The sequence below is a fragment of the Burkholderia anthina genome (genome assembly GCF_902498995.1).
GTDB lineage: Bacteria > Pseudomonadota > Gammaproteobacteria > Burkholderiales > Burkholderiaceae > Burkholderia > Burkholderia anthina.
This window is the reverse complement of sequence record NZ_CABVLY010000003.1, coordinates 116,679-130,631: the sequence shown is the minus strand read 5'-3', so window position 1 is coordinate 130,631 and position 13,953 is coordinate 116,679. Positions and strand designations below refer to the sequence as shown.

At 67.7% G+C, this 13,953-nt stretch carries 11 protein-coding genes; 2 read left to right on the top strand and 9 right to left on the bottom strand.

Annotated features, from left to right (window positions below):
- Positions 1-38: 38 nt before the first annotated feature.
- The 3 genes from BME24068_RS05730 to BME24068_RS05720 all read right to left on the bottom strand — a co-directional run bounded on the left by BME24068_RS05730 (position 39) and on the right by BME24068_RS05720 (position 3,411).
- Positions 39-1,490 carry an aldehyde dehydrogenase family protein gene (locus BME24068_RS05730; RefSeq protein WP_174925436.1) on the bottom strand — a complete coding sequence of 484 codons (1,452 nt, stop codon included), beginning with the start codon at positions 1,488-1,490 and terminating at the stop codon, positions 39-41.
- A gap of 29 nt (positions 1,491-1,519) precedes the next feature.
- On the bottom strand, positions 1,520-2,302 hold the full coding sequence (locus BME24068_RS05725) for a class II aldolase/adducin family protein (protein ID WP_239007721.1): 783 nt from the start codon (positions 2,300-2,302) through the stop codon (positions 1,520-1,522).
- A gap of 146 nt (positions 2,303-2,448) precedes the next feature.
- A complete protein-coding gene (locus tag BME24068_RS05720; RefSeq protein WP_174925434.1) occupies positions 2,449-3,411 on the bottom strand; it encodes a LysR family transcriptional regulator in 963 nt (320 codons plus the stop codon).
- Positions 3,412-3,616: 205 nt separating this feature from the next.
- Here BME24068_RS05720 and BME24068_RS05715 point away from each other — a divergent pair, with 205 nt between their 5' ends.
- Together BME24068_RS05715 and BME24068_RS05710 are read left to right on the top strand one after the other, a co-directional pair.
- The gene (locus BME24068_RS05715) at positions 3,617-5,287 is read left to right on the top strand and encodes a GMC family oxidoreductase (RefSeq protein ID WP_174925433.1); all 1,671 of its coding nucleotides are present in this window, start codon (positions 3,617-3,619) and stop codon (positions 5,285-5,287) included.
- Between the two features lie 66 nt (positions 5,288-5,353).
- Positions 5,354-6,301, top strand: a complete 948-nt coding sequence (locus BME24068_RS05710) for an MBL fold metallo-hydrolase (protein ID WP_174925432.1) — start codon at positions 5,354-5,356, stop codon at positions 6,299-6,301.
- 201 nt (positions 6,302-6,502) lie between these two features.
- Here BME24068_RS05710 and BME24068_RS05705 read toward each other — a convergent pair whose 3' ends face one another.
- The 6 genes from BME24068_RS05705 to BME24068_RS05680 form a co-directional block, all read right to left on the bottom strand.
- Positions 6,503-6,820, bottom strand: a complete 318-nt coding sequence (locus BME24068_RS05705; protein ID WP_174925431.1) for a nuclear transport factor 2-like protein — start codon at positions 6,818-6,820, stop codon at positions 6,503-6,505.
- 95 nt (positions 6,821-6,915) lie between these two features.
- Positions 6,916-7,815, bottom strand: a complete 900-nt coding sequence (locus tag BME24068_RS05700; protein ID WP_174925430.1) for an SDR family NAD(P)-dependent oxidoreductase — start codon at positions 7,813-7,815, stop codon at positions 6,916-6,918.
- A gap of 811 nt (positions 7,816-8,626) precedes the next feature.
- Positions 8,627-10,018, bottom strand: coding sequence for a dihydrolipoyl dehydrogenase (gene lpdA / locus BME24068_RS05695; RefSeq protein ID WP_096502858.1), 1,392 nt, complete (start codon positions 10,016-10,018; stop codon positions 8,627-8,629).
- Positions 10,019-10,023: 5 nt separating this feature from the next.
- Entirely contained in the window at positions 10,024-11,379 is a 1,356-nt protein-coding gene (locus tag BME24068_RS05690) for a dihydrolipoamide acetyltransferase family protein (protein WP_174925429.1), read from the bottom strand.
- 1 nt (position 11,380) lies between these two features.
- Positions 11,381-12,421: an alpha-ketoacid dehydrogenase subunit beta gene (locus tag BME24068_RS05685; RefSeq protein ID WP_174925428.1), complete on the bottom strand. Its 1,041-nt coding sequence runs from the start codon at positions 12,419-12,421 to the stop codon at positions 11,381-11,383.
- 2 nt (positions 12,422-12,423) lie between these two features.
- The gene (locus BME24068_RS05680; RefSeq protein ID WP_174925427.1) at positions 12,424-13,656 is read right to left on the bottom strand and encodes a 3-methyl-2-oxobutanoate dehydrogenase (2-methylpropanoyl-transferring) subunit alpha; all 1,233 of its coding nucleotides are present in this window, start codon (positions 13,654-13,656) and stop codon (positions 12,424-12,426) included.
- Positions 13,657-13,953: the final 297 nt, after the last annotated feature.

The window sequence follows — 13,953 nt, the reverse complement described above, 5'->3', positions numbered from 1 at the left end:
CGTCGATGACGGGTACGGCCGGCGGCGCATCGCGCCGGTCACAGCATCACGTTGATGACCTTCTTCTCGACGTAGCTGACCATCTCCTCGATCCCCTCCTCCCGGTCGACGCCGCTGTTCTTGAAGCCGCCCCACGGCACGCCGAGAAAGTGCGTGTTGCTGCCGTTGACGAACACGCTGCCCGCGCGGATGCGACGCGCGGTGTTGAGCGCCTGCCGGATATCGTTGGTCCAGATCGCGGCCGACAGCCCGTATTCGGTGTCGTTGGCCATCGCGACCACGTCGTCGACATCGCGCCATCGCGCGACCGACAGAATCGGCCCGAAGACTTCCTCGCGCCACAGCCGCATCGCCGGCGTGACGTCGGCATAGACGGTCGGCTCGACCCAGAAGCCTTTTTCGAACGCGCGCCCGGGCGGGCGGCGGCCGCCCGCCATCAGCCGCGCGCCGTGCGTCTGCGCCGGATCGAGAAAGCTCATCACGTGCTCGTAGCTCTTGCGCGAGTTGATCGGGCCCATGCCCGTGTCGGGCGACATCGGATCGCCGACGCGGATCGCGGCCACGCGCTCGACGACACGCGCGAGCACGTCGTCGTAAATGTCGTCGTGCACCAGAAGCCGCGAATTCGATCCGCACGACTGGCCCTGCCACGAGAAATTCATTCCGCGCACCGCACTTTCGGCGGCCGCGTCCGGATCCGCGTCCGGAAACACGATCATCGGATTCTTGCCGCCGAGCTCGAGCGTCACGTGCTTGACGCCGACCTCCGCCGCGCTGCGCTGAATCGCGCGCCCGGTCGGCACGGACCCGATCAGCGCGAGACGCTTCACGTCCGGATGGCGCACCAGCGCATCGCCGACCTCGGCGCCCGTGCCGTTGACGATGTTGAACACGCCGGCCGGCAACGTGTCGCGCGCGATTTCGCCGAGCACAAGCACGGACAGCGGCGACGTTTCGGGCGGCTTCACCACGACCGTATTGCCGGTCACGAGCGCCGATGCCGTGCGCGCCGCGGAAAACATCGCCGGGTGATTGAACGCCGCGATCCGGCCGACGACGCCGTACGGTTCGTACACGGTCATGTGCAGGTGGCGGCCGGTGGCCGGGATCGTCTCGCCGTGCAGCCCGTGCACGAGCCCCGCGTAGTAGCGCAGGCCGCGCACCGTCTCGTGCATGCTCGCGAGCGTCGGCGCGTAGGTGTTGCCCGAATCGAGCACCTCGATGCGCGACAGCTCCTCCGCGCGTTCGAGCAGGCGCTCGCCGAACCCGCGCAGCAGTTCGCCGCGCTCCTCGCCGGTGCGCTCGGCCCAGGCCGGCCACGCGCGCTGCGCGGCGTCCACGGCCCGCGCGACGTCCTTGCGCGAACCGGCCGGCGCGCGGCCGATCGCTTCCTCGATGGCCGGGTTGATCGACGTCGCCCACTCGCCGGTCTCGCTGTCGACCAGTTCGCCGTCGATCAGCAAACGGCCGGTTATAAACTGCTCGCTCATACTCGTCTCCTCGATGATTCCATCGCCGGTCAGCGCGCGTCGCCGCGCTGCACGCGGCGTTTCCACAGCGCCCACGGGCGCTCGACCTGCGTTTCGATGTTCGCGCACGCGGTCGCGGCTTCCTGCTCGCTGAGATAGACCACGTCGCCCAGTTGCAGCGCCTCGATCTGCATGCGCGCATTGACTTCCGCGTAGACCGCGCGATACACGGCCTGCTTGAGCGTCGGCGCGACCACCGTCGAACCGTGGCCGCGCATCAGCACGAACGCCGCGCCGCCGAGCCGCTGCGCGAGCGCCGCGCCGAGCGCGTTGTCGCGCACGAGCAGGTCCGTCGCATCGCCCGCGGTATCGCGAATCTCGAACACGGGCGCCCCCCCGCCGAGGAATCCGCTCATGTGGCACACGGGCCGCAGCGGCGTACGCTTCGTGATGCTGAACGGCAGCACGGTCGGCGAATGGCTGTGCACGATCGCCTGCACGTCGGGACGCACCTTGTAGATCTCGCCGTGGATGAAGCGCTCCAGATAGACGGCGCGCCCGCCGGCATTGACCGGTATGCCGTCCAGCGTGAATTCGACGATGTCGTCCATGCCGACGGTGCCCGGCGCCATGTTGCGCGCCAGCAGGAAGCGCTGCGGATCCTTGTCGTGACGGACGCTGACATGGCCGAAGGCGTCGACGATGCCCTGGTCGAACAGGATGCGGTTCGCGCAGACGAGGTCCTCGACGAGCGCGGTTTCCGGCGCATCGGCGAGACGCCCGGCATCGTCCGCATAGGCGGCGGCGCCGGATGGAAGCTGAAGAGTGCACATGGGTCGGCCTGTTTTCGGGTTGACGGGCGGTGCGCGCGTCCGCATCGCATCCCATCGCGATGCGGACCATCAGGCACCCAGCCAGCTTAGAACCGGCCCGACCATAGGTCTATTAGCTATTGATCGCCGAACAGATAGCCAATCGACTATGAGTTCGATCCATCCGCTTCCGCGCCAGGCGACGCGGCGTCGAGAATGAACTGCACGAGTTCCGCCTGGAACGCCGAGAAGCGCTTGTCGTCGCGATGCACGAGATAGATCGGCACCTTCATCGACAGATCGGCGCGATCGAGCACGACCAGCTCGCGCCGCTCGACCTCGGCACGCACCGCCGACGCGAACATGAAGCTCACGCCGAGGTTCTCGCGCACCGCGTGTTTCATCGCTTCCGGATGCCCGAGCTCCATCACGACCTTGCGCTGCTCGAGGCCGCGCTCGCGCAGCAGCGCCTCCTCGAGCTCGCGGCGCGGCTGGTTGCGCGGCGTGCTCACGAACGGCACGCGGCGCAGGTCGAGATTCCGGGCCGGCTGCGCGGCCCACGGGCTCGATGCGCCGCACACGAGCAGCAGTTCGTCCTCCCACACGGGAAGGGTCGTCAGCCCGTCGAGATCCTGATTGGCCGCGATCAGGATGACCGCGAAATCGCAGCCGCCCACGCGGGTCGCATCGACAGCCGCCTGCGGCGTCAGGATCTGCACGGTCACGAGCCCGTCGGGCTGCCGCCGGTAGAAATCCGCGAACAGCGGCGGCAATGCGTACGAACCGATCGACATCGACGTCGCGACGACCGCGTTGCCCATCTCGCCCTGTTCGAGACCGGCGAGTTCGCGCTCGACCTCGCGCGTGCGCGTGATGACCTCGGTCGCCCACCGATAGATGCGCTCGCCGGCTTCGGTGAGTGCGATGTTGCGGCCGGCGCGCTTCACGAGCGCATAGCCGAGCCGCTTCTCCATGCTGCGCACGTGCGCGGTCACGACCGGCTGCGCGATGCACAGCCGGTCGGCCGCACGCGTGACGCTGCCGAGCTCGACCACCGTGCAGAACACCTCGAGCTTCTGAAAAGTGAGATACGAATCGAATCCGCGCACGGTTCCCTCGTCCATAGCCATTCAGGTATCGAATGGCCCGGCAATACGTATTGGAAGATATGTTTCAGGTTACGCACAATCGAATGAACCCACAACCGAGAGGCCTGCGTTCAGGCCCACCTGGAGACATCATGGTTCGTTCGACGCCCGTTCCGGCCGGTCGCCGCGCCCCGCGTTCGCGGGTTGCGCCGGCCCGCCCTGCCGCCACGCGCCGTGAGGTGCGGCGATGAAAACCGCTACGTACGACTACGTGATCGTCGGCGCCGGCTCCGCCGGCTGCGCACTCGCCTACCGGCTCGGCGAGGATCCGAACGTCCGCATCCTCGTCATCGAAGCCGGCGAGCAGGATCGCTCGCCGTACATCAAGGTGCCGCTGACGTGGGGCCAGATTCTGAAGAACCGTCTATTCGACTGGGGCTATTTCACCGAGCCCGAAGCCGGCATGGACGGCCGCAGGATCGAGTGCGCGCGCGGCAAGGTGGTGGGCGGCTCGTCGTCGATCAACGGCATGGCCTACGCACGCGGCGCGCGGGAAGATTACGACGGCTGGGCCGACGAGTTCGGCTTGACCGACTGGTCCTACGACGCCGTGCTGCCGTACTTCAAGCGCTCCGAATCGTGGGAGCGCGGCGAATCGGCGTTGCGCGGCGGTCGCGGCCCGCTGACCGTGATCCGGCTCGACTATCGCGACCCGCTGATCGGCGGCTTCCTCGACGCGACGCATGCTTGCGGCTATCCGGAGAACGACGACTACAACGGCGCATCCGTCGAAGGCTTCGGGCCGATGCAGGCCACCATCCGCAACGGCCTTCGCTGCAGCGCGGCGGTCGCCTATCTGCGCCCGGCGCTCGCGCGCGGCAACGTCACGCTCGTGACCGGGGCGCTCGCGAAACGAATCGTGCTCGACACCGACAGGGGTGCGCCACGCGCCACCGCGATCGAGTATCGCCGCGGCGAATCCGATTACCTCGCCGAGGCGCGCCGCGAAGTCATCCTCTGCGGCGGCGTGATCAATTCGCCGCAACTGCTGATGCTCTCCGGCATCGGCGCCGCCGACAGCCTGCGCGTACACGGCATCGCGCCGAAAGTCGCATTGCCCGGCGTGGGGGCCAACCTCCATGACCACATCGTGTTCGACCTGCGCTGGAGCCGCAAGGAACCGGGGCCGCTGCACCGGATGATGCGCGCCGACCGCATCGCGTTCGACGTCGCGCGCACGTTTGCCGGCGGCAACGGCTTCTCGAGCAAGATCCCCGCCGCCGCGCTCGGGCTGGTCCGCAGCCAGCCGCACCTGCCGCTGCCGGACGTTCAACTGATTCTCGCGGCCGGCGCGATGAATGCCGCGCCGTACTTCGAGCCGTTCAAGCGCGCGTATGCCGACTCGTTCGCGATCAAGGGCATTTTCCTCACGCCCGAAAGCCGCGGGCGCGTGTCGTTGAAGTCGGCCGATCCGGCCGAGCATGCGCGGATCGAGCAAAACTTCCTCGCCACCGGGAACGATCGCACCGCAGTTCGGGAAATGTTCCGGCGCATGCGGGAAATCGGCGCACAGGCCGGGCTGCGCCCCTTTATCGGCGAAGAGATAGCGCCGGGCGCGCAGGTTCAGAGCGACGCAGACGTCGACGCATTCATTCGACGCGTCGCGATCACCCTGCATCACCCGGTCGGCACTTGCCGCATGGGCCGCGACGACGATCCGGCGGCCGTGGTCGATACGCAGATGCGCGTACGTGGCGTGGCCGGACTGCGGGTGGTCGACGGATCGGCCATCCCGCGCATCATCCGCGGGCCGACCAACGCGCTGATCATGACGATGGCCGAACGCGCAGCGGATTTCATGACCGGCAAAGCCGTACCCGCGGCGCATGCCCCGGTTCGCGCCACGGCACCGATGTAGACGGTCGCGCCCGGGGTCTCGCGCCAGGCCCCGATCCGATTCATTCCGACCATTCAGGAGACACCGATGACCCATTCCTGCGGGCACGCGCATCGTCATGCGCACATCACGAACGCCGCGCCGCATGCCTTCTCCCTCGCGCTCGGCAACGTCGAAATCATCCGGCTGTACGACACGACGCTGCTCGGCGAAACCGCGCAAAGCTGGCTGCCTGATTTCGACCGCGCGCGCGTGGCCGAGCACGAACACTGGCTCGCGCCGACGCACTACGATCCCGAAAGCGGCCGCATCCCGATGCCCGTGCACAGCTGGATCGTACGGACCGGCCGGCATACGGTGCTGATCGACAGTTGTATCGGCAACCACAAGGAGCGGCCGGGACTGCCGGAGATGCACCGCCTGTCGACGCGCTATCTCGACCGGATGCGCGCGCTCGGCATCCAGCCCGAGGAAATCGACTACGTGATGTGCAGTCATCTTCACGCCGATCACGTCGGCTGGAACACGCAGCGCGTCAACGGCGTCTGGGTGCCGACCTTTCCGAACGCGCGATACGTGATCTCGCAGGTCGAGCACGATCATCTGGTCCGTGCGATCCGCGGCGAGGGCCCCGCGGGGCCGGCGTGGTTCGGCCCGATGTACGACGACAGCGTGCTGCCCGTGATCGAGGCCGGCCAGGCCACGATGTTCGACGATACCTACGAACTCGACGACACGTTCCTGATCCGCCACGCACCGGGCCATTCGCCGGGGCACGTGCGCATCGAACTGACGTCGCGGGGCGCGCGCGGCGTGTTCAGCGGCGACATGCTGCACTCGCCGATCCAGATTCCGTTCTGGCAATGGAGCAGCAAGGTCTGCGACGACCGTCCGCTCGCCGCGAAAAGCCGCTTCGAGTTGCTCGCGCATTGCGTCGAGCACGGCGCGCTGCTGCTGCCCGGTCACTTCGAGGCCCCGCACGCGGGGCATATCGTCGATACGGCCGGCACGTTCGGCATCGAGTTCCTGCGCTGACGCAGCGCGTGCGACAGCCATGGCTGGCCGAGCCTGCCGTTCGGTTCGACGGAATTCCGCGGGTCGCCGAGGGCTTCGGAACGCGCGAACGGCAGGCAAAAGGACGGACGCGCGATCGCGCACGGCCCGTCGTCGCCCCGCGATTCAGGTGTGCTGGAACGGCGCTGCGGCCACCGCGACAACGGCCGGCATGCAGACGGCTCAGGCCTGCCCGATGTCGAGCCGGATAATCCGGCCGGCACCGTCGACCTGGAACTTGAAGTACGTGCGGAACGTGCCCCAGCGATCCGAATGAAACTGGCCGTAGACGTCGAGCCCGTCGTTGTCGACGCGATCGATCGTCGTGAAGCGCTCGGCCCCGATCGCGTCACGGTTGAATGCGTGAAGGTCGCGCGGCCTGCCGTCGTCATACAGCGTCGCATCGGGCGCGAACAGCGCGGCCCATGCCGCGCCGTCGCCTTGCTGGAGCGCGTCGATCGCGCGCCGCACGACCGGATGATGGAGTACGTCGGTGTTCATGGTGTCTATCCTCGACGAAAGAAGCCCGCCCTCGGCCTGCGCCGACCCGCGAAGGGCGGACGACGCGTGCCGCCTTCTGCCGGCCGCCCCGCGCGTTACGCATTCGCTTTCGGCTGCAGCAGGTCGGACAGGCCGACGCGATGCAACATCTCCGCACGCACGCGGTCGAGCACCGCGAAACCGACGGCCGCGCCGTCCTGCGTCGGATCGATGTGAACGCGGAACGGACGCTTACCGAACGGCATGCCCACGATGTCGACGATCGCGCGGGCCACCTCGCTCGCATCCGCATCGGCCGGCACGATGTCCGCAAACGCCTTCAGCACCTGGTCGCCGAACCCCGCATACGGCCCCGCGTCGTATTCGGCCGCACGCGCCTTGTCGGCCGGCGCGCCCGCATGCGCGAAATGGTTGGTGCCGCCCGTGAATGCGCCCGGCACGACGATCGACGTCTCGATGCCCCAGCGCGACAGTTCGCGCGCATACTGCACCGCGATCGCATCCATCGCGGCCTTCGCCGCGAAATACGGCGCCAGGTACGGCGGCGTCCCCCCCGCCGAGCTACTGCTGGACACCCACAGCAGCAGGCCCTGACCGCTTTTCCGCATATGCGGCAACACGGTGCGGTTCATGCGCTGCGTGCTCAGCACGTTCACGTCGTACAGATGCGCATACTGCTCCGGCGTAAACGCTTCGGCGGGACCGAACACCATGTGCCCCGCGTTGTGCACCAGCACGTCGATGCGGCCAACCTCGGCGATCACGCTGGCGACGCCGGAATCGACGGAATCCTGCGACTGCACGTCGATCTCGACCGTGCGCAGATCGACGCCCTGCGCTTTCGAATACGCAGCCATCTGTGCGACGACCGGCGCATTGCGTCCGGCCGTGTCGCGCATCGACGCGAACACGATGTGGCCGGCCGCCGCCAGCGCTTCGGCTGTCAGGCGGCCGAAGCCGCTCGACGCGCCGGTGATGAGAATGATCTTGCCCATGACGATGCTCCTTGATTGACGACTGTGATTCCTCGATACGAACCATGCGGACTCGAACCCTCCCGTCATTGCGCAGCCAGCGCGCCGCTTCGCGCAGCGGATTGAGCTTCCCCATCAGGTTGATGGCGATCTGCATGTCGAACATGCCGTGCCACGACGGCCGGAGCGTCGACGTTCGCCTGGACAGCAACCGTCTGCCCGGGATTCGATTTACGACAACGCGCGCATTTCCATTTAGTACACCGATACTATTCGTCCGGATTCGTTCCGGATGATCCGGATGCCGCTCAGTCGCGCCGCGTCGATCGCCGCACGGGTTCCCATGCCCGGATATCGCGCGCGATCGATTCGGACCGGACGACACGCCGATGACCAGGACTACCTTGTCTGTCATCGATACAGTGCCCATTCGAAAACCCTGGATCACTCGGTGGAGATGTTGGGATGAATCGAGTGTAGCCGAGCCTGTCGCGCGAATGAACGGGCGGCGCAGAGATGAACTATCCACGATTGACTAACAATCGGTTCATTCATGGTCGCGCTCCACCCGCACCGGTTCTTTCAGGATTACGTACCGGGAAATTGACAATCCGGTAGCCGGCCGCAACGGCGCGTCACGATCGCGTGCGTCCTGTCCACCACGGCCCGGCGGCACTTTGGCGTGACGCCGGGAGAATTCGGGAGGCACACGAAACACCGGCATCGCATCATTCCGGAGATCGGATGAAGGCCTCTACCGTCGGCACGATGAAGAAAAAACCGCCAATGCGCACATTGCACATCGGCGGTTCCGTTTCAGCAGCCCTGTACGTCACACATGCAGCGCATGCCCGAGCGCACGCAGCGCAGCCTCCTGCATCGCTTCGCCGAGCGTCGGATGCGCATGGATCGTGCCGCCGACGTCTTCGAGCCGCGCCCCCATCTCGATGGACTGCGAGAACGCCGCAGCCAGCTCCGACACGCCGCGCCCGACCGCCTGCCAGCCGACGATCAGGTGATCGTCGCGCCGCGCGACGACGCGCACGAAACCGTCGGTCGCCTGCAGCGTCATCGCGCGCCCGTTCGCCGCGAACGGGAACGATGCGCTGATGCAGTCGACGCCGGCCGCCTTCGCGTCGTCGGGCGACCAGCCGGACGTGACGACCTCCGGATCGGTGAAGCACACGGCCGGGATCGACGCGGGCACGAACTTGCGGCGGCGCCCCGCGATCAGCTCGGCCACCATCTCGCCCTGCGCCATCGCACGATGCGCGAGCATCGGCTCGCCCGCGACGTCGCCGATCGCCCACACGTTGCGCATCGACGTCCTGCATTCGTCGTCGATGCGCAGCGCGCGGCCGTTGCGATCGAGCGGCAACGATTCGAGCCCGAAGCCGTCGACGCGCGGCCGGCGCCCGACCGCGACCAGCACGCGGTCGGCCGGCAGCGTCTTCTCCGTGCCGTCGGGCGCCTGCACACGGACCGCGCCGTCGTTCGCAAGACCCAGCACCTTGTGACCCGGCCACAGTCCGACGCCGAGCCGCGCGAGCGAATCGGCGACCGGCTTCGCGAGTTCCGCGTCATACGCGGGCAACACGCGCTCCGCGGCTTCGACGATGCTCACCTCGACGCCGAGCTTGCGATAGACGATCCCGAGTTCGAGCCCGATGTAGCCCGCGCCGACGACGACCAGCCGCTTCGGCAACGACGCAGGCGACAGCGCTTCGGTGGACGACACGACATGCCCGCCGAACGGCATCGGCGGCAGCGCGACCGGTTCCGAGCCGGTCGCGAGCAACAAGTGCTCGCAGGCGATCCGCGTCGTCTCGCCGCCGGTGACGACGTCGACCGTCTTGCCGTCGATCACGCGCGCGTCGCCGTGCAGCACGCGCACGCCGTGCTTCTTCAGCAACGCGCCGACGCCGCGCGTGAGCCGTTCGACGATGCCGTCCTTCCATGCGACGCTTTTCGCGATGTCGATCTCCGGCGTGCGCACGCGAATCCCGAGCGCCCCTTCGCCGGCCTGCCCGCACGCCTGCTCGAACGCGTCGGCGACGTGGATCAGCGCCTTCGACGGAATGCAGCCGATGTTCAGGCACGTGCCGCCGAGCCGTTCCCGCTCGACGAGCACCGTCGGAATGCCGAGCTGCCCCGCGCGAATCGCGGCGACGTAACCGCCCGGACCGCCGCCGATCACGAGCAACGTGGTGTGTTCGTTCTTCATTGCGCTCACTCCACGAACAGCAGCGCCGGGCGCTCGAGCAACCCGCGCACGGCCTGGATGAATTCGGCCGCATCCGCGCCGTCGACGACGCGATGATCGAACGACGACGACAGATTCATCATCTTGCGCGCGACGATCGCGCCGTCGCGGATCATCGGCCGCTCGACCATCCGGTTCACGCCGACGATGCCGACTTCGGGATGGTTGATGACCGGCGTCGAGACGATGCCGCCGAGTGCGCCGAGGCTCGAGATCGTGATCGTCGATCCGCCAAGCTCGTCGCGCTGCGCACGGTTCGTGCGGACCGCGTCGGCCAGCCGCGCGATTTCGGCCGAGATCGACCACACGTCGCGCGCTTCCGCATGACGCAGCACCGGCACCGTGAGGCCGCCGTCCGTCTGCGTCGCGACGCCCATGTGCACCGCGCCGTAACGCGTGACGACACCGGCTTCGTCGTCGTAGCGCGCGTTGATCTGCGGGAAGTCGCGCAACGCGACCACCATCGCGCGGATCAGCAGCGGCAGCGGCGTGAGCCGGCCGCGCGTGTCGCCGTAGCGGCGGTTCAACTCCGTGCGCAGCGCTTCGAGCTCGGTGACGTCGATCTCCTCGACGTAGCTGAAGTGCGGGATGCGGCGCTTCGCTTCCTGCATCTTGCGCGCGATCGCGCGCCGCAGGCCGATCACCGGCACGTCGGTTTCGTCGTTGCGCTCGTCGTAGCCGTGCGCCTGCGACGCACGCGCCGTACCGCCGCCCGTGCGCGCATACGCATCGAGATCCGCATGCAGGATCCGCCCGGCTTCGCCGGTGCCGCGCACATAGCGCAGCTCGATGCCCATGTCCCATGCGCGCTGGCGTACCGCCGGCGACGCGAGCGGCCGCTCGCCAGGCGCGAGTGCGGCACGCGGCGACGCCGCAGGTTCGGCGCGTCGCGGCTCGGCCGACGTGCGGTGCGCGGCGTGAGGCGCCGCGTTCGACACCGCCGGTGCGCCGGAGGCCGCGGCTGCTTCCGATACTTCGGATGACCTGGCATGTCCATCGACCGCTTCAGCTGCGGCCGGACGCGGCGTCGCATCCGTGCCGGCATCGCGCCCCTTCGCGCCCGGCTTCAGGTTGCCGTCGCCTTCGACCTCGAGACGAATCAGCTCGCTGCCGACCGCCATCATCTCGCCGATCCGGCCGCCGAGTTCCAGCACCTTGCCCGCGACCGGCGACGGAATTTCCACCGCCGCCTTGTCGGTCATCACGTCGGCGAGCGGCTGGTCCTCCGCGATCGTCTGCCCCGGTTGCACGTGCCAGGCCACCAGCTCGACCTCGGCAATCCCTTCGCCGATATCCGGCATCTTGATGACATGAATCCCCATCTCAGGCCTCCATCACGCGTCGCAACGCTTCGCCAACCCGGGCCGGGCCGGGGAAATACGCCCATTCCTGCGCGTGCGGATACGGCGTGTCCCACCCCGTGGTGCGCTCGACCGGCGCTTCCAGGTGGTAGAAACAGTGCTCCTGCACGAGCGACACCAGCTCCGCGCCGTAGCCGCACGTGCGCGTCGCCTCGTGCACCACCACGCAGCGGCCGGTCTTGCGCACCGACGCGACGATCGTGTCGAGATCGACCGGCCACAGCGTGCGCAGGTCGATCACTTCCGCATCGATGCCGGTCTCCTCGGCGGCGGCGAGCGACACGTGAACGGTCGTGCCGTACGTCAGCACCGTCACGTCGTTGCCGGGCCGCACCACGGCCGCCGTATCGAGCGGCACCGTGTAATAGCCTTCCGGCACCGCGCTGCCCGGATGCTTGAGCCACGACATGACCGGACGCTCGTGATGACCGTCGAACGGCCCGTTGTACAGCCGTTTCGGCTCGAGGAAGATCACCGGATCGTCGTTCTCGATCGATGCGATCAGGAGCCCCTTCGCGTCGTACGGATTCGACGGCATCACCGTGCGCAATCCGCAGACCTGCGTGAACATCGCCTCCGGGCTCTGGCTGTGCGTCTGGCCGCCGTAGATGCCGCCGCCGCACGGCATCCGGATCGTCATCGGCGCGGTGAACTGGCCGGCCGAGCGATAGCGCAGCCGCGCGCCTTCCGACACGATCTGGTCGGACGCCGGGTAGAAGTAGTCCGCGAACTGGATCTCGCAGACCGGGCGCAAGCCGTACGCGCCCATTCCGACCGCCGCGCCGACGATCCCGCCTTCCGAGATCGGCGCGTCGAACACGCGCGACTTGCCGTACTTCGCCTGCAATCCTTCGGTGCAGCGGAACACGCCGCCGAAGTAGCCCACGTCCTGCCCGAACACGACCACGTCGTCGTCGCGCCCGAGCATCACGTCCATCGCGGAGCGCAGCGCCTGGATCATCGTCATCGGCTGTGCGGCCGTCGTCGTTTCATGTTGCGCCATGATCACGCTCCCAGTTCCTGGCGCTGGCGGCGCAGGTGCGCGGGCAGCTCCTTGTACACGTCGTCGAACATCGACGCCGGCGACGGAATCCGGTCGTCGGCCAGCGTCCCGAATTTCTCCGCTTCCTTCTGCGCGGCGATCACTTCCGCTTCGAGCTCGGCCGTGAGCGCGTCGTGCGCGCTGTCCGACCAGATGCCCTTCGCGATCAGATGCTGCTTGAAACGCGCGATCGGATCGCCGAGCGGGAAATGGGTCCAGTCGTCGGCCGGCCGGTATTTGGTCGGATCGTCGGACGTCGAGTGCGCGCCCGCGCGATAGGTCACCCATTCGATCAGGGTCGGCCCGAGATTGCGGCGCGCGCGTTCGGCCGCCCAGGCCGATGCCGCGTAGATCGCGAGGAAGTCGTTGCCGTCGACGCGCAGCGAAGCGATCCCGCAGCCGACGCCGCGCCCGGCGAAGGTCGTGCCCTCGCCGCCCGCGATCGCCTGGAACGTCGAGATCGCCCACTGGTTGTTGACGACGTTCAGCACCACCGGCGCGCGATACACGTGCGCGAACGTCAGCGCGGTGTGGAAGTCGGCCTCGGCCGTCGCGCCGTCGCCGATCCATGCCGACGCGATCTTCGTGTCGCCCTTGATCGCCGACGCCATCGCCCAGCCGACCGCCTGGATGAACTGCGTCGCGAGGTTGCCGGAAATCGAGAAGAAGCCGGCTTCGCGGTCCGAATACATCACCGGAAGCTGGCGCCCTTTAAGCGGGTCGCCTTCGTTCGACATCAGTTGGCAGATCATCCGTTCGAGCGGCACGTCGCGCGCGATCAGGATGCTTTGCTGACGGTAGGTCGGGAAGCACATGTCGCCGTGACGCAACGCCATCGCATGCGCGGCGCCGATCGCCTCTTCGCCGAGGCTCAACATGTAGAACGAGATTTTCTTCTGACGCTGCGCGATCATCATGCGCGCGTCGAAGATGCGGGTTTTCAGCATCGCGCGCATCCCGGCGATCAGGCGCGCATCGTCGAGATCGGGGGCCCACGGGCCGACGGCTTCGCCGTGGTCGTCGAGCACGCGCACGAGGCTCCGTGCGAGATGGGCGGTATCCGCCGCGGCAACGTCGATCGGCGGGCGACGGACCGCACCGGCCGGCGATAGATGCAGATAGGAAAAATCCGTCTTGCAGCCCGGACGCCCGGTGGGCTCCGGCACATGCAGACGCAATGGCTCTGACAGGCTCATCGTGTCGTCTCCACGCTCGATTGTGTCTCACGCTGATAGAAACGCGCGGCCGGTTGCCGGCTCACGCGCGGGCTGGCGCGCGGATAAGCACGCCAACCTTGAAAATCTATGCGTTGGCGCGCCGGACGTCGATGACCAAGCCGCTCGTTCGTGGTGAGCAGATTTGCCATGGCGCGGCGACAGATCGGCCGCCGCGCATCGCCGCGCGCCGCCCCGCCAGCCCCTCAAATGCACTAATCGCTCCGGTGCATTTGGATATCACGCGCAATCCGCGGCCTCCCTATACTGACTCGCGGG

Coding starts and splice junctions, on each gene's coding strand:
- BME24068_RS05730 (WP_174925436.1), bottom strand. CDS start 1,490: ATGAGCGAGCAGTTTATAACCGGCCGTTTGCTGATCGACGGCGAACTG.
- BME24068_RS05725 (WP_239007721.1), bottom strand. CDS start 2,302: ATGTGCACTCTTCAGCTTCCATCCGGCGCCGCCGCCTATGCGGACGAT.
- BME24068_RS05720 (WP_174925434.1), bottom strand. CDS start 3,411: ATGGCTATGGACGAGGGAACCGTGCGCGGATTCGATTCGTATCTCACT.
- BME24068_RS05715 (WP_174925433.1), top strand. CDS start 3,617: ATGAAAACCGCTACGTACGACTACGTGATCGTCGGCGCCGGCTCCGCC.
- BME24068_RS05710 (WP_174925432.1), top strand. CDS start 5,354: ATGACCCATTCCTGCGGGCACGCGCATCGTCATGCGCACATCACGAAC.
- BME24068_RS05705 (WP_174925431.1), bottom strand. CDS start 6,820: ATGAACACCGACGTACTCCATCATCCGGTCGTGCGGCGCGCGATCGAC.
- BME24068_RS05700 (WP_174925430.1), bottom strand. CDS start 7,815: ATGGGCAAGATCATTCTCATCACCGGCGCGTCGAGCGGCTTCGGCCGC.
- lpdA (WP_096502858.1), bottom strand. CDS start 10,018: ATGAAGAACGAACACACCACGTTGCTCGTGATCGGCGGCGGTCCGGGC.
- BME24068_RS05690 (WP_174925429.1), bottom strand. CDS start 11,379: ATGGGGATTCATGTCATCAAGATGCCGGATATCGGCGAAGGGATTGCC.
- BME24068_RS05685 (WP_174925428.1), bottom strand. CDS start 12,421: ATGGCGCAACATGAAACGACGACGGCCGCACAGCCGATGACGATGATC.
- BME24068_RS05680 (WP_174925427.1), bottom strand. CDS start 13,656: ATGAGCCTGTCAGAGCCATTGCGTCTGCATGTGCCGGAGCCCACCGGG.